Annotated in this window: 12 protein-coding genes; 8 read left to right on the forward strand and 4 right to left on the reverse strand. The window is 65.1% G+C overall.

Annotated features, from left to right (window positions below):
- Positions 1 to 169: 169 nt before the first annotated feature.
- Both DUPY_RS13635 and DUPY_RS13640 read left to right on the forward strand, forming a co-directional pair.
- On the forward strand, positions 170 to 1,042 hold the full coding sequence (locus DUPY_RS13635; RefSeq protein WP_070248877.1) for an alpha/beta fold hydrolase: 873 nt from the start codon (positions 170 to 172) through the stop codon (positions 1,040 to 1,042).
- The gene (locus tag DUPY_RS13640; RefSeq protein WP_070248879.1) at positions 1,043 to 1,285 is read left to right on the forward strand and encodes an AEC family transporter; all 243 of its coding nucleotides are present in this window, start codon (positions 1,043 to 1,045) and stop codon (positions 1,283 to 1,285) included. It abuts the gene before it with no gap.
- A 73-nt stretch (positions 1,286 to 1,358) separates the two neighbouring features.
- Here the strand turns inward: DUPY_RS13640 and DUPY_RS13645 are convergent, their stop codons facing one another.
- Genes DUPY_RS13645 through DUPY_RS13655 form a run of 3 tightly spaced genes read right to left on the reverse strand, consistent with a single transcriptional unit; the run spans position 1,359 to position 5,118 of the window.
- A complete protein-coding gene (locus DUPY_RS13645; protein WP_070248881.1) occupies positions 1,359 to 2,621 on the reverse strand; it encodes a c-type cytochrome in 1,263 nt (420 codons plus the stop codon).
- A complete protein-coding gene (locus DUPY_RS13650) occupies positions 2,618 to 4,390 on the reverse strand; it encodes a GMC family oxidoreductase (RefSeq protein ID WP_070248883.1) in 1,773 nt (590 codons plus the stop codon). Before DUPY_RS13650 ends, DUPY_RS13645 begins: the two co-directional genes overlap by 4 nt.
- A gap of 14 nt (positions 4,391 to 4,404) precedes the next feature.
- Positions 4,405 to 5,118 carry a gluconate 2-dehydrogenase subunit 3 family protein gene (locus DUPY_RS13655; protein ID WP_070248885.1) on the reverse strand — a complete coding sequence of 238 codons (714 nt, stop codon included), beginning with the start codon at positions 5,116 to 5,118 and terminating at the stop codon, positions 4,405 to 4,407.
- A 234-nt stretch (positions 5,119 to 5,352) separates the two neighbouring features.
- Between DUPY_RS13655 and DUPY_RS13660 the strand changes: the two genes are divergently transcribed.
- From DUPY_RS13660 to DUPY_RS13680, 5 genes are all read left to right on the forward strand, one after another.
- Entirely contained in the window at positions 5,353 to 7,872 is a 2,520-nt protein-coding gene (locus DUPY_RS13660) for a TonB-dependent receptor plug domain-containing protein (RefSeq protein ID WP_070248886.1), read from the forward strand.
- Between the two features lie 149 nt (positions 7,873 to 8,021).
- The gene (locus tag DUPY_RS13665; protein ID WP_071651633.1) at positions 8,022 to 10,997 is read left to right on the forward strand and encodes a M12 family metallo-peptidase; all 2,976 of its coding nucleotides are present in this window, start codon (positions 8,022 to 8,024) and stop codon (positions 10,995 to 10,997) included.
- A 46-nt stretch (positions 10,998 to 11,043) separates the two neighbouring features.
- Entirely contained in the window at positions 11,044 to 11,643 is a 600-nt protein-coding gene (locus DUPY_RS13670) for a cohesin domain-containing protein (RefSeq protein ID WP_070248887.1), read from the forward strand.
- 89 nt (positions 11,644 to 11,732) lie between these two features.
- The gene (locus DUPY_RS13675; protein WP_070248889.1) at positions 11,733 to 12,236 is read left to right on the forward strand and encodes a VOC family protein; all 504 of its coding nucleotides are present in this window, start codon (positions 11,733 to 11,735) and stop codon (positions 12,234 to 12,236) included.
- A 154-nt stretch (positions 12,237 to 12,390) separates the two neighbouring features.
- Positions 12,391 to 13,188 (forward strand): YciI family protein, encoded by a 798-nt coding sequence (locus tag DUPY_RS13680; RefSeq protein ID WP_070248891.1) that lies wholly within the window; start codon positions 12,391 to 12,393, stop codon positions 13,186 to 13,188.
- A gap of 87 nt (positions 13,189 to 13,275) precedes the next feature.
- Here the strand turns inward: DUPY_RS13680 and msrC are convergent, their stop codons facing one another.
- On the reverse strand, positions 13,276 to 13,782 hold the full coding sequence (msrC, locus tag DUPY_RS13685; protein ID WP_070248894.1) for a free L-methionine (R)-S-oxide reductase MsrC: 507 nt from the start codon (positions 13,780 to 13,782) through the stop codon (positions 13,276 to 13,278).
- Positions 13,783 to 13,944: 162 nt separating this feature from the next.
- On the opposite strand from msrC, the gene DUPY_RS27915 reads away from it, so the two are divergent.
- Positions 13,945 to 14,304 carry a hypothetical protein gene (locus DUPY_RS27915; RefSeq protein ID WP_141749536.1) on the forward strand — a complete coding sequence of 120 codons (360 nt, stop codon included), beginning with the start codon at positions 13,945 to 13,947 and terminating at the stop codon, positions 14,302 to 14,304.
- Positions 14,305 to 14,412: the final 108 nt, after the last annotated feature.

Below are 14,412 nucleotides of genomic sequence, written 5' to 3' on the forward strand. Positions count from 1 at the left end.
GGGCCGTTGGTGTTCTTGCCGCCTCCGGGAAGGCATGGTGGCGGTCCCTCTTTCCGGCTATGCCATAAGTCCTGGCCGAAAGGCGGGGGCGTGGCCGTCATCTGCATGCTGTAATCGGCCGCAAGCCCCCGCACGTCGATTCGGGGAACTTTTACAGCCAAGGAAAACCATGACCATCGAGATCAAACACCATACCGTGCAAGCGAACGGCATCCGCCAGCATTACCTGGAAGCGGGAGACACCACAGGCGCGCCGGTTGTGCTGCTGCACGGCTTTCCCGAGACCAGCTTCGCCTGGCGGTTCCAGATGCCGGAACTGGCCAAGCACTATCGCGTGATTGCGCCCGACCTGCGCGGCTACGGCGAAACCGACAAGCCGGCTGCCGGTTACGACAAGCGCACCATGGCGCGCGACCTGGTGGAGCTGCTGCGCGTGCTCGATATTCCTAAGATCGCGCTGGTGGGCCACGACCGCGGCGCCCGCGTGGCCACGCGCTTTGCCAAGGACCATCCGGAACTGCTGGACCGGCTGGTGGTCATGGACAACGTCCCCACCCGCATCGTAGCGCGCGAATTTTCGCCGCAACTGGCCAACTCGTACTGGTTCTTCATCTTCAACCAGGTACCCGACCTGCCCGAGGCGTTGATCGCCGGGCGCGAGGACCTGTGGCTGCGCCACCTGTTCTCGGACTGGTGCTACAACCCGCTGGCCATTTCCGGCGCCGCCTTCGACACCTACGTGGAAGCCTACCGCCGCCCCGGCGCCGTGCGCGGCGCCATGTCCGACTACCGGGCCATCGCGGAAGATGTGGCGCAGGACAAGGTCGATGCCGACATCAAGATCTCCTGTCCCACGCTGTCGCTGTGGGGTGCGGACTTCCATGCGGTGGGCAAGATGTTCGACATGGCGGCCGTGTGGGCCGAGATGGCGTCGAACCTGCGCACGGTAGCGATCCCGCAGGCAGGCCACCTGCCGCAGGAAGAGCAGCCCGAGCTGGTCAACGCCGCGCTGCTCGACTTTTTGGCCGGCTGGAAGGGCTAGATGGACGTACTGTTTTCCATCGTGCTGCCGATCTTCGCGCTGATCGGCGTCGGCTGGGTGGCGCGCCGCGCCGCCTGGATGGGGCCCGAAGGCGCGCTGGAACTGAACCGCTTCGTGGTGTACCTCGGCATGCCGGCGCTGCTATTCCAGATCATGGCCAAGGCCAGCTTTCGCGACCTGGCGCAGCCTGGCTTCATCGCCGCCTTCGGCATCGGCAGGTTTCGACGGTGGTGTCGGTGCTGACGATTTCGGTGTTGATTACCTTGCTGCGCACTGCCGCATAACAAACGGGCTGGTCGCCAGCCCGTTTTCAGTATTACTCCTGCTTTTCCTGCACCTTCGCCCGCACTTTCCCGACGTCGCGCTCGGTCACCGGCGAACCTGTATTGCTCCAGCCCTGGCGCACAAACGAGGCCAGCGCTGCCACCTCCTTGTCGTCGAGGCGCTTGCCGAAGCCCGGCATCACCAGGATCGACGGCGCCTTGTCGGTCGATGGCGTGCGCGCGCCTTGCATGATCACGTGGATCAGTCCGGCCGGGCTTTCGGCGTTGGCCACCGTGGCGCCGTCGAGCACCGGGAACACGCGCGCTGCGCCCTTGCCGTTGACGAAGTGGCAGGCAGCGCAATTGTCGAGGTAAAGGCGTTCGCCCAGCGTCAGGTTGATGGCTGACGTCAGCTTTTTAGCCGTTGCCTCCACGCCCTGGGCCGTGACGGCGGCGGCGCGCGGGGCGGCTGGCGGCAGGCTTTTCAGGTACGCGGCGATCGATTTCAGGTCGGCATCGTCGAGGTGCGCGGTGCTGTGCTCGACCACGGCGGTCATTTCACCGGCCACGGCGGACGTGGTGTTACGCCCGGTTTGCAGGTAATCGACGATGGCCGCCTGGTTCCAGCGTGGCAGGCCGCGCAGCGAAGGGACCGGCCAGCCGTTCAAGTCGCCGCCGGCGAGGAACTTCGCTTCCGAGCTGTCGCCGGCTTTTTCGTTCATGGCAAAACCGCGCGGCGTGTGGCAGCTGCTGCAATGGCCCAGGCCTTCGACCAGGTAGGCGCCGTTGCGCACTTGTGCGCTCCAGCCCGGTTGTGCCTTGAATGGCTGGTCGGACGCGAACATATAGTTCCACACCGCCATGCCCCAGCGCATATTGAACGGGAAGTTCATGCTGGTGGCCGGTGGCGTGTAGGCCGACGGTTTGACGCCCGCCTGGAAGTAGGCATACAACGCCTTGATATCGGCATCGTTGACCTTGGCGTAACTGGTGTACGGCATGGCCGGGTACAGGTGGGTACCGTCGGCTTTCACGCCCTTGCGCACCGCGTCGGCAAACTGCTGCTCGGTGTAGGCGCCGATACCGTGCTGCTTGTCGGGCGTGATATTGGTGGAGTAGATGATGCCGTGGCCGCTGTCGATCGCCAGGCCGCCGGCAAACGCCGGTTTGCCCGGTGCGCTGTGGCAGGCGATGCAGTCGCCGGCGCGGGCCAGGTATGCGCCGCGCTGGACCAGGGTGTTGGCCGGGGCGGCAAACGCCGTGCTGGCAGCCAGTCCGGCCGCAATAGTGAGGAAATGGGCGAATTTTTTCATCATGCTTGCACCAGCGGGCCTGGATTCTTCAAATAGTGGTTCTTGATCGCCTCGGCTGCGAACAGCGTGATGGCGCCGATGGTGGCGGTCGGGTTGGCCTGGAAGTTCTGCGGGAACGCATTGCCGCCCGGGACGAACACGTTATGCACGTCCCACGATTGCAGGTAGCGGTTCAGGGCCGAGTCGCGCGGCGAGTCGCCCATGATGGCGCCGCCCACGTTGTGGGTGGAGACGTACTTGGTGATATCCCAGTGCGAATCGAGGCCGAGGAAACTTTCCGACATGAAGTCCGGCTTCATTTCCCTGGCGATCTTGCCGACGATCTCGCGCAGGTAGCGTTGCAGTTTCAGTTCGTTCTGGCGCCAGTCGAACGTCATGCGCAGCAGCGGCTGGCCCCATGGATCTTTATAGGTCGGGTCGAGGTCGAGGAAGTGGCCGCGATACGACATGCAGGTGGTCGTGATGCCGATCTTCATCGAACGGTCATACCAGTCCACCATGCCTTCCTTCCAGCCCTGGCCCCAGCTGGGGGTGCCCGGCGGCAGCGCAGTGCCGATCGGCGCGCCGCTCGACTGCGAGCTGTGGATCTTGGCGCCGCCGAGGAAGCCGAGCTTGATGCCGTCGTCGTAGTTGCCGGGCGAGATGTCGTTGAACATCTCGCCGGTGGCGCCGGCCGTGGCAAACGAATTGAAATGCTTGTCCTTGAAGAACAGGGTGGCTGCGCCGTTGGACAGGAAGGCGTAGTTGCGGCCGATGGTGCCGGTCTCGGTGATCGGGTCGTATGGCTTGCCGATGCCGGAGAGCAGCATCAGGCGTACGTTGGCGAACTGGAAGCTCGACAGGATGACGATTTTCGCTGGCTGGAACACTTCGCGCTGCTGCTCGTCGATGTAGGTGACTCCCTTCGCGGTCTTCTTATCGGCATGCAGATCGACGCGGATCACCATTGCATTGGCCTTGTAGTCGAAGTTGGGCATGCGCTTGACCACGTCGAGGATGGTGGTTTGCGGCGACGCCTTCGAATAGTTCAGGCACGGGTACTTGCTGCAATAGCCGCAGTAGTTGCACGGCGCCAGTTGCGAGCCGTAGGGATTGGTCCACGCGCTCGAGACGTTGGCCGACGGATTGGGGAACGGGTGGTAGCCCATGTTTTTTGCCGTGGCCGCGAACAGCGAACTGTTGTAGGTGTCGTGTAGCGCTGGCAATGGATACGGGCTTGAACGCGGACCCTCGAACGGGTCGCCGCCGGGCTGGATCTGGCCTTTCAGGTTGCCGGTGTTGCCGGACAGCCCGCAAATCTTGTCGAACTTGTCGAAGTGCGGTTCGATCTCGTCCCACGTAAACGGAAAGTCTTTCACGCGCATGTCGGGGTCGAGCGTGCCACGCGGGTACGCCTGGTCGGCATAGGTCTTGAGCTTGAGATCGGTGGGGGTAGGGCGGATCAGTACGCCGGTCCAGTGCAGGCCGGAGCCGCCGACGCCGGTGCCCGGTGCAAACGCGCCCCATTTGCGGGTGGGCAGCGCGGTTTCGCCGGTGTTGTAGCGCACCGTGAGCGCGGCGTCGCGCGGGGTCGCAAACACCTTGTTGCGGATCGCGTAGGCGTACTGGTCGGCCGGCTTAGGATAGGCGAAGTCTTCCGGCGGGCGGTCCGGGCCGCGCTCGAGCGCACGCACTTTCAGGCCGGCTTGCGCCAGTTCGATGGCCATGATGGAGCCGGCCCAGCCGAGTCCGACGATGACGACATCGACGTCGTCGTTAGTAATCTTTTGCATAAGGTTCCTATTGGTCAGGCGCGCTTGCCGGAGAGACTCACCGGACCGAGCGGATATTTGACATTGTGGGTATCGACCCATTCGGTGAAGGCGGCGCGCGCGCCAGGGAAGCCGATCGCAACCCAGGCCTTCATGTCCTTGTTGCCGCCGTACATGGGATCGGCCAGGTAGCCGTTCTTGGCGTCGTCCAACATCTGGCCGAAGAACTGCGAGGCTTTCAAGGTGGCGTCGCCGAGCGCGGCGAAGTCGATGTCGTTTTTCTGCAAACGGGTCAACAGCGCATCCTTGTCGGCCGGCGCCAGTTGCTGGAACGGCTTGCCGTGCGCGGCCTGGCTGGCCTGCTGCGCCAGCTTGATGCCGATCCGGTACATCTGCTGCGGGCTGTGGGTTTGCTGGAAGCCCAGGGTGGCCGGGGCGTCCGCCTTGTGCGGGCCCTGCATGTAGACGTCGTCGCCGAGGCCGTTTTTCAGTTGCTGGTCGATAAAGACCGGCACATTGGTTTCCAGCGCGCCCGGGCCCCGGCCCTCGGCCGGGATCAGGCGGTCGCAGGCGGCGACCAGGAATTGCCACTCGGGCGCGGTGAAAAACACTGGCTGGTAGCGTTGCAGGTCGGTGCCTTCCAGGCCCTCGGCCTGGGCCCGGTAGACCGGCGCGGTGACGAGGGGAACGGCTGCCGCAGTCGCCATCAGAATGGTGCGGCGTGAAAGATTGACGTTATCTTTGGACATAGGTGGCTTAGGAAAGACATCGTTGTACGATGTGTGATGAGTTGCCAAAGGAGAATGGTACGCCAAGATGCTGCGCTGCGATACTTACCGATGGGATAGGAAAGCCCGTTCCTTGAAACTCACGCAACTACTTTTTTTATATAAAGCTTATGCCTATTCATTCGTTCCTTTAAACAAGTGCAAGCCTTATATTGTTTTCATATAAAAACAACCCGCAACGATGATTGGTTACATATGGAAAAGTTTCTTGCCCAACCGCAGCTACAGCGCCGCCTTCTGAGTGCTGCAGTCGGCACGCTGTTCGTCACCACCGGCACCGCCTGGGCGCAGTCCGCTGACGCGCCCGTCGCCGCCCCGGAAGCTACGGTCGTAGTCACCGGCACCCGCGTCTCGAACCGTTCCGTGCTCGACACCGCCTCGGCGGTGGACGTGATTTCGGCCAAAACACTGAACAACAACGGCGTGACCGAAGTGAGCGAATCGTTGTCGAAAGTGCTGCCGGCCCTGAACTTCCCGCGTCCGGGCCTGACCGACGGTACCGACACCGTGCGCCCGGTCACCCTGCGCGGGCTGGCGCCCGACCAGGTGCTGGTGCTGGTCAATTCCAAGCGCCGCCACGCGTCGTCGCTGGTCAATGTGAACGGCACCATCGGCCGTGGCTCGGCCTCGACCGACATCAACACCCTGCCAGCCGGCATCATCAACACGGTGGAAGTGCTGCGCGACGGCGCCGCTGCCCAGTATGGCTCCGATGCGATTGCCGGCGTGATCAACTTCCGCCTGCGCGAAAACCGCAGTGGCGGGGCGCTCAGCGCCACCGGCGGGGTGCGCAAGACCGAATACAGTTTCAACCCGGTGGCGCAGCCGACCGGCCTGGGCCTGTCCGTGCCCACCGAACGCAAGCGCACCGACGGCCAGACCTACACCGTGGGCGGCTGGAAAGGTTTTGAACTCGGTGACGACGGCTTCCTGACCGTGGCAGCCGAGCTGAAACAGCAACAGCACAGCGAACGCAGCGCCTACGACACGCGCCAGTTCTACCCGCGCGTGGGCAATGCCGCCACTGGCGCGTTCGACCCGCGCGAACTGACCGCCAACCGCTACGACACCTGGTCCGGCGACCCCAACCTCAAGCAGGCCACCCTGTTTGCCAACGCCGGCCAGACCCTGGCCAGCGGCCAGAAAATCTACGGCTGGGCCAGCTACCAGCGGCGCGAGTCGGAGTCGGCGGCGTTCTTCCGCCGTCCGCTGCAAGATGAAAACATCGCGGCGATCTACCCGGACGGCTACCTGCCCGTGATCGAACCGACCGTCACCGACTTCAGCGCCGCACTGGGCACCACCTGGAGCGGACAGGGCTGGGACTACGACACCTCGCTTACCTACGGCAAGAACAAGATGGCGTTCGACGTCACCAACACGCTCAACCGCTCGATCGGCCCGGCCAGCAAGACCGACTTCGACGCCGGCGGCTTCGCCTACGAGCAGCTGTCGGCCAACTTCTCGGCCGTGCGTCCGGTGGCCGCAGCCTTCCTGCCCAAGCCGCTCAACGTGGCCGTGGGCGCCGAGGCGCGCTGGGAAAATTACGAATTGTGGGCCGGTGAAGCGGACTCGTATCGCTACGGCGGCGCCTTGCTGGCCAACGGCACGCCGTCGGCCGCCGGCGCCCAGGGCTTCCCCGGCTACCGTCCGGAAAACGCGGTGGACAAGGGCCGCCATTCCACCGGCGCCTTCATCGACCTGGAAACCAATCTCACCGACAAGCTGCTGACCTCGCTGGCGGCGCGCGCCGAACACTATTCCGACTTCGGCAGCAACGTCACCGGCAAGCTGGCCGCCCGCTACGACTTCACGCCGGAATTCGCCCTGCGCGGTTCGGTCCAGAACGGCTTCCGCGCACCGTCGCCGCAGCAGCAGCTCTACACGTCCACGTCCACCAACTTCATCGACGGTGTGCCGTTCGACATCGTCACCCTGCGTCCGACCGACGCCGCTGCCGTGGCGCTGGGCGCCAAGCCGCTCGACGCCGAGAAATCGGTCAACTTCTCGCTGGGCGCGGTCATGCGCTTCGGCGTGCTGAGCATCACGGCCGACGCCTACCGCATCGATATCGACAACCGCATCGTGCTGTCGGAAAACCTGAACGCGGTCAACGTGCGCAACTACCTGGCCGCGCGCGGTTATGCCGGCATCGGCGGCGCGCGCTTCTTCATCAACGGCGTCGATACCCGTACCGACGGCATCGACATCGTGGCCAACTATCCGTGGCGCTCGCCAGGCTACGGCAAGTTCGATTTCACCCTGGCCGGCAACTACAACAAGACCGACGTCAAACGCGTGCCGCAAACGGCCGAACTGGCGGCCTTGAACCCGGCGCCGGTGCTGTTCGGCCGTGCCAACGTGATCAGCCTGGAGCAAGGCCAGCCGAAGAACAAGATCACGGCATCGGTCAACTGGGAGCAAGCAGCGTGGGGCGTGAGCGCCAGCGCCACGCGCTACGGCGAGATCGTCTCGGCCGGCACCACGGCCGCCACCGACGTCACGGTATCGGCGAAAACCATCGTCAATGCCGAAGGCCGCTACGCTTTAACTAAGCAAACCCAGCTGGCGCTGGGCGCCGACAACCTGTTCGATATCTACCCGGATGCGTTGCCTGCTGCGCTGACCTCGAACGCGGCGGCGCCGTTCTCCAACCGGGCGCCGTTCGGCCGGGGCGGGCGCTTCGTGTATGCCCGCGTGAACTATACGTTTTGATCGATAGGGGACTTGTGGTCGTTGTGTGGTGACAATGCAAAAAATGTGAATCGGAACTTGTTGTTAATAAATAATTGAAGAATAATCAATTATAAAAACAATAATCTGAAGTCTTCGACGTTCACATTCACCGAAAGGGCATTGTAGAAATGAAGCGATCACATCTCCCATGGACCACCGCGCGGCGCGCGCTGCTAACTGCAGCGCTTGGCTGCTCCATCTATGTCGTAGAAGGGCCGGCGGCAGCAGTGCAGCCGGCCACGCCAAATGTCCCGGCCGTGCAGGCCAGCGGCGACTTCTGGCAGGACGAGGGGGCCACCGCCAGCGTCCAGCGCGCCACCGCCACTCCCGCTGAAGGCCCGCTGCGCTACCACGCCGCCACTCTCAACCGCAAAGGCATCGAAGGTTTCATGGCGCGCGCGCCGCAGGAGCGATCGAGCGATGCCGAAGTTTCACCGCTGATCATTTCGCTGCCGCATCCCGACGGCGGCTACCAGCGCTTTGCCATCGTCGATTCGCCGATCATGGAGCCAGAGCTGGCCGCCAAACATCCTGACATCCGCACCTACGCCGGCCGTGGCGTGGATGACCCGAGTGCCACGGTGCGCATGGACATCACGCCGCTGGGCCTGCACGCGTCGGTACGCTCGCCGCAGGGCCGCTGGTTTGTCGATCCGCGCGCGGTGCGCGACGATAGCGTGTACCACAGCTACCATGCACGCGATTTGCCCAACCGCCGCGGACCGTTGCGCGAAGCGCCGCTGACCGAGCCGCAATTGGCGCTCGAACGCGGCTTTTACCATGCCGGCGACGCGCTGCAAGTGCGCGGCGCCGGCTTTGCGCCGGGCGCCTCGGTGAGCATTTCGGTACGCAATCCGCAGTCCGATACCGGCGCGCGCCAGAACGTGGTGGTCAACGCCGATGCCGACGGCGTGGTCAAGGCCACGCTGGTGGCCGATCCGTCCGGCGAGGCCGGTTCCTACGAGGTGACCGCCAGCGACGGCCGCGCCGCCAGCACGGTGCAGTACCGGGTGGTGGAAGACGATGCCGCGCCCGCTGCCGCCACCGGCAATGTGCTGCGCACCTACCGCCTGGCGCTGGTGACCGACCCGTCGTATGCCAGCTTTTTCGGCGCCGCCAACGTGACGGCCGCCAAGGTTACGCTGATCAACCGCGTGACCCAGGTGTACGAGGATGAAACCTCGATCCGCCTGGTGCTGATCAATCAGACCGACGCACTCAACCTCAATACGGCAGCGCAGATGACGGGCGCCAACGGCCCGTGCGGCGGCGCGGCATGCTTTACGGCGGCGCAGGCGACCGGTTGCAGCAGCAGCACGCTCAGCCGCAACCGCGTGGTGGCCGGCCTGTTGGCCGGCGCCAGCAACTTCGACGTGGGCCATATCGCGCTGGGCCTCAACGGCGGCGGCATCGCCGGCCTGGGCGTGGTGGGTGGCACCGCCAAGGCGCAGGGTTGCACCGGCCTGCCGAGCCCGGTAGGCGACGCTTACGCGGTCGATTACGTCGCCCACGAACTCGGTCACCAGTTTGCCGGCAACCACACCTTTAACGGCGTGATCAGCAATTGTTCCGGTGGCAACCGCAACCCGGGCACGTCGGTCGAACCCGGCAGCGGCTCGTCGATCATGGCCTATGCCGGCATTTGCGGCACCGACAACACCCAGACCCACAGCGACCCGTATTGGTCGCAGCGCAGCTTCGATGAAATCGTCGCGTACACGTCGTCGTCCGAATCGCCGCTCAGCGAAGTACAGATGGGTGTGCTGACCGGCTACAGCGCAAACGGCGCCAGTTTCCGCGTGCGGTACAACGGCGCGGACTCGGCACCCATCGTGCGCGGTTCAAACTATACCGTTGCCGGTATCAAGGCTGCGATCCAGGCCATTGCCGGCTGGCCAGCGAGCGGTACCGTGACCGTGAGCGCACTGAGCGACAGCGCCTTCACGCTGAGCTTTGGCGGCGCGCTGGCCGGCACCAATGTGTCAAACCTGGGCCTGGTTGGCTTCAGCGCCGGCGTAGCGGGTTATGTTGGCGAGATCACGTCCGGCGGCCCCACCAGGCGCGGCGGCGCTGCAGCCGGTACCGGCAACAGCGCGCCGGTGGTGACCGTGGCCCCGAGCTACACGATTCCGCTGCGCACGCCGTTCGCCCTGACCGGCAGCGCCCAGGATGCCGACGGCGACGCCGTCACATACCTGTGGGAACAGAACGACCGCGGCGGCAGCGCCGGCATCGGCCTGGTCGACAACAACAAGGTCAACGGTCCGCTGTTCCGCCAGTTCGGCGTGCGCGCCGTGGTCAGCGCCAGCGACAGCGGCGACTACAACTCGGCGGGCGAAAACCAGGCCACCACCAATCCGCTGCGGGTGTTCCCGGACCTGGCGCAAATCGTCGCCAATAACACCAACGCCGGTACCGGCGCCTGCCCGACCGCGTCGGCAACGCCGACCGTGGCGCAGATCGAGTGCTTCGCCGAGTTCCTGCCAACCGCCAGCTACGTGGGCCTGGCCGGTGTGAACGCCAGCCCGGCGTCGCTGAACTTCAAGCTCACCGCGCGCGACGGCCGTGGCGGCGTGGGCAACGCCACCACGCAACTGGTGCTCGCCGCCAATGCCGGTCCATTCCTGGTCACCGCGCCAGCGGCGGGCGTCAGCGCTGCCGGCGGTTCATCGCTGACCGTGACGTGGAACGTGGCCAACACCAGCGCCGCGCCGGTGGCCGCGTCCAACGTGAAGATTTCGCTGTCGACCGATGGCGGCGTGACCTTCCCGACGGTGCTGGCCGCCAGTGTCGCCAACAACGGCAGTCGCGCCGTGGTGCTGCCGCCGGTAGCCACCACCCGCGCCCGCATCAAGGTCGAGGCGGTCGGCAACGTGTTCTTCGACATCTCGCACGCCGACTTCGCGATTACCCTGGCGGGCGATGTCAACCGCGACGGTGTCGTCGATTGCGCCGACATGCTGGCCACCCGCAGCGCCATGGGCCGCCGCATTGGACAGGGCGGCTGGGTGGCCAATGCCGACGTCAACCGCGACAACGTGATCGATGTACGCGACCTGGCGTTGATCACCCGGGCGTTGCCGAGCGATATCGCATGCTTTTGATCGCTCCAGGCATTGATCTTCGTTTTATAACCGACAAGGAACCATTATGCAGCTGCAGAACTTGAAGAAAATCCTGGGCCGTGCCGCATTGCCGGTAGCGGTGACAGCATTGACAGCGTTAGTTTCAGCGCCGGCTCTGGCCGCCACCTTCAGCGCGGTGCCGTCCGCGCCGCTGGCGACGGGCGGCACGGTCGTCATCGACTTCCGCATCGATGACATTGCCGACCTATACGCATACCAGTACTCGTTCCGGTTCGACCCGACCGTGTTGCAGGTCACTGGGTACGGCAACGGTGGCTTCCTGGAATCTGACGGCAATGGCCTCATCGCCGGCGGCTTACTCGACAACATCGCCGGCATGGTGTCGTTCACGTATGGGGCGCGGATCGGCGCGGTGCCGGGCGTGACCGGCAGCGGCACCCTGGCGCGCTACATGTTCAACGTGGTGGGCGTGGGCAGCAGCACGCTCGACTTCACTGACGTGGTGTTCCTGGACTCCGGTCTGAACGACATCGCGGTGCAGTACGGGCCGCAGGTGCTGGCGGCAGTGCCCGAACCGTCGGCGTATCTGAGCTTCGGCGCCGGCCTGACCATGCTGGCCGCGCTACGGCGTCGCCAGCGGGGGAGGGTAGCGGTGCAGGTGTAGCGAAAAGCCCACGCGCACGTCGATTTCATTCGTGCGCGCGGGCTTCAGCGTAAACTAACGGGTTGCGGTCTCTCGACAAGGAGCTCATCATGACTGATTCAGTCCAGCCTGCCGTTCGTCCCGTTCCCGCAGGCATACACACCATCACGCCCCACCTCGTCTGCGAGGGCGCGGCAGCCGCGATGGCCTACTATCAACAAGCATTCAATGCCGAGGAAATCGGGCGCCTCGCCGGGCCCGACGGCAAGATCATGCACGCGCACATGCGCATCGGCGACTCCACCATCATGCTGGTGGACGACTTTCCCGAATACGGCAGCCTCGGCCCCAAGGCGCTCAACGGCAGCCCGGTCACGCTGCACCTGTACGTGGAAGATGTCGATGCCGCCTACGCCCGGGCGGTCGAAGCCGGCGGTACGGCCAAAATGCCGCCGCAGGACATGTTCTGGGGCGACCGCTACGGCATGCTGGTCGATCCCTTCGGCCACCATTGGGCCATCGCCACCCGCCAGCAGGATTTGAGCATGGAGGAAATCACCCGCGCCATGGCGCAGCAGGGGCCCGGTGGCTGCGGCGAGCCGGGCACGGCCTGAGGCCTGCCGCGCAGGGCCAATGCCTGGCGCACGTACCGCGCGTACCGCGCCAGCAACGTTAAAGCGGCAGCCAGCCACTGGCTGGCCGAGAAAGCTTGCCGGCATGGGCCGTCACCTTGGATAATGCTTTTAAGAAATTATCCGGGAGTGATGCATGGAATTCGTGGTACTGCGCCGCGCCAACCAGAGTACCGAGCGCGGCGACCAGCCGCCGGCGCTGGAGCCGGGCATCTTCCTGCGCCCCAGCGACAGCGCGCTGCGCCTGGTGCGCCGCGACGGCGCCTGGGGCCGATTGCACGGACCGTATGCGCCGCGCGAGGTCGTGGCCGGCTTTACGCTGGTGCAGGCGCCGTCGCGCGCCGACGTGATCGACCAGGTGCGCTGGTGGCCGCTGTTCGATGCCGGCGCCGTCTACGAAATCCGCGACCAGGGCCCATCGGTGATGGTCGCGGACAGCGCGTCTGCGGTCGCCCCGGAGCGCAACCCCGCCTGGAGCCGCTACGTGGTGTTCCTGCGGTCGGACGCCGACGCCGAGGCCGGCATTGCGCCAACGGCGGAAGCGCTCGAGCCGATGCGCGCCCACGAAGAGCGCAGCGTGCGCGCCAGCGTGTTGCTGGCCGGCAGCACCCTGGGCGCCACCCGCACCGCCACGCGGGTGCGTTTTGCCAACGCCAGCACGTCGCTGGCGGCGGGACCGTTTACCGATGTGAAGGAACTGGTGGCGGGCTACTGGATCATCCAGGCCGCCACGCTGGACGCGGCCATCGCCTGGGCCGGCGGCTGTCCATACCCGCAAGCGGGCGATGTGACGGTGGAAATCCGCGAAGTGTGCGAACGGCGCGAACAGCGCGAGTTCACGCCGGAGATGCGCGCTGCCGAGGAGCGGCTGCGCGCCGAGTTGCTGGAAGGATTGCTGCGCGAAGCGACCGAGAAGCGCCAGCGCGGCTTTTAGCAGGTTCTGGCGTGTGCCGGCATCTGCCGGCGTGCTCTACTGCTGCGCGATGCTGCGCTGCTGTTGCTGTTGCGGTTGCTGTTGCTGTTATACCAGGGTTTTTTCCAGGATCGCCACCAGTGCTTCGATGCCGTCGGCGTCATCCTGGTCGAAACGGTTGGGCAGCGGACTGTCGAGGTCAAACACGCCCATGATCTCGCCGTTCGGACGGCGCACCGGCACCACCAGTTCCGACCGCGAATTGACGTCGCAGGCGATATGGCCCGGGAATGCGTGCACGTCGGGCACCACGATCGATTTGCCTTCCACCACCGTGGTGCCGCACACGCCACGGCCCTTCTTGATGCGGATGCAGGCCGGCTTGCCCTGGAACGGTCCCAGCACCAGCTCATCGCCCTGCAGGAAGTAGAAGCCGGCCCAGTTCAGGCCCGGCATGGCGTTGAAGACGAGCGAGCTGAAGTTGGCTGAGTTGGCGACCAGGTTGGATTCGCCATGTACCAGGCCGGTCAGTTGCGAACGCAGGTCGTCGAACATGGCGTGCTTGGCTGCTGGCGTGTCGGTGCCGTAGGCGGTGTCGTTGAGGGTAAAAGTCATGGTGGTAGGCTGTCGGGGCTGGAGAAAACGCATATGTTAGCGCAAGCAAGCGTTTGCCGTCAGTTCCTCCTACAGCATACTAGGCCGTGTCCGATGGCGCTGCGCTATCGTGCGCGGTACTCTGGTTTCACCACGCCGCACCGGCGTTTTTGGAGAAATCGCATGGCAACCAGCAAACGCAGCGCCAGCCCGTCGCCCACGGGCAAGCCCCCCGTGCCCTTCACCGCCACCGCCCACGGCGGCAAACCGCTCCCGCCGCTCGCTGCGCCAGCACGGACGTCGTCGCCAACGTTGCAGCCACCAGCGCAGCCAGCAATGCAGCCACCAGCGCAGCCAACAATGCAGCCACCAGCGCAGCCAGCAATGCAGCCACCAGCGCAGGCGACAATGCAGCCAACAACGCCGCCCGCCGGCGCCATTTCGCTGTCCACCTTGCTGATGATCGGCGCCGACCGCGTGATCATCGACCCAGCGGAAGACGACGACCTGCACTTCATGGCCGAATACATCGATCCCGCATGAGCGACCCGGCCTGAGCGGCCCTGCCTGAGCGGCCCTGCCTGAGCGGCCCTGCCTGAGCAGTCCCTGCCTCAGTAGCGGTCGCGGCCGCAGGACTGGGTGCGGTGCCTG

Source organism: Duganella phyllosphaerae, from assembly GCF_001758785.1.
GTDB lineage: Bacteria > Pseudomonadota > Gammaproteobacteria > Burkholderiales > Burkholderiaceae_D > Rugamonas > Rugamonas phyllosphaerae.

Excerpts from the sequence above, each read along its gene's own strand:
- DUPY_RS13635 (WP_070248877.1), top strand. The coding sequence starts at position 170 with ATGACCATCGAGATCAAACACCATACCGTGCAAGCGAACGGCATCCGC.
- DUPY_RS13640 (WP_070248879.1), top strand. The coding sequence starts at position 1,043 with ATGGACGTACTGTTTTCCATCGTGCTGCCGATCTTCGCGCTGATCGGC.
- DUPY_RS13645 (WP_070248881.1), bottom strand. The coding sequence starts at position 2,621 with ATGATGAAAAAATTCGCCCATTTCCTCACTATTGCGGCCGGACTGGCT.
- DUPY_RS13650 (WP_070248883.1), bottom strand. The coding sequence starts at position 4,390 with ATGCAAAAGATTACTAACGACGACGTCGATGTCGTCATCGTCGGACTC.
- DUPY_RS13655 (WP_070248885.1), bottom strand. The coding sequence starts at position 5,118 with ATGTCCAAAGATAACGTCAATCTTTCACGCCGCACCATTCTGATGGCG.
- DUPY_RS13660 (WP_070248886.1), top strand. The coding sequence starts at position 5,353 with ATGGAAAAGTTTCTTGCCCAACCGCAGCTACAGCGCCGCCTTCTGAGT.
- DUPY_RS13665 (WP_071651633.1), top strand. The coding sequence starts at position 8,022 with ATGAAGCGATCACATCTCCCATGGACCACCGCGCGGCGCGCGCTGCTA.
- DUPY_RS13670 (WP_070248887.1), top strand. The coding sequence starts at position 11,044 with ATGCAGCTGCAGAACTTGAAGAAAATCCTGGGCCGTGCCGCATTGCCG.
- DUPY_RS13675 (WP_070248889.1), top strand. The coding sequence starts at position 11,733 with ATGACTGATTCAGTCCAGCCTGCCGTTCGTCCCGTTCCCGCAGGCATA.
- DUPY_RS13680 (WP_070248891.1), top strand. The coding sequence starts at position 12,391 with ATGGAATTCGTGGTACTGCGCCGCGCCAACCAGAGTACCGAGCGCGGC.
- msrC (WP_070248894.1), bottom strand. The coding sequence starts at position 13,782 with ATGACTTTTACCCTCAACGACACCGCCTACGGCACCGACACGCCAGCA.
- DUPY_RS27915 (WP_141749536.1), top strand. The coding sequence starts at position 13,945 with ATGGCAACCAGCAAACGCAGCGCCAGCCCGTCGCCCACGGGCAAGCCC.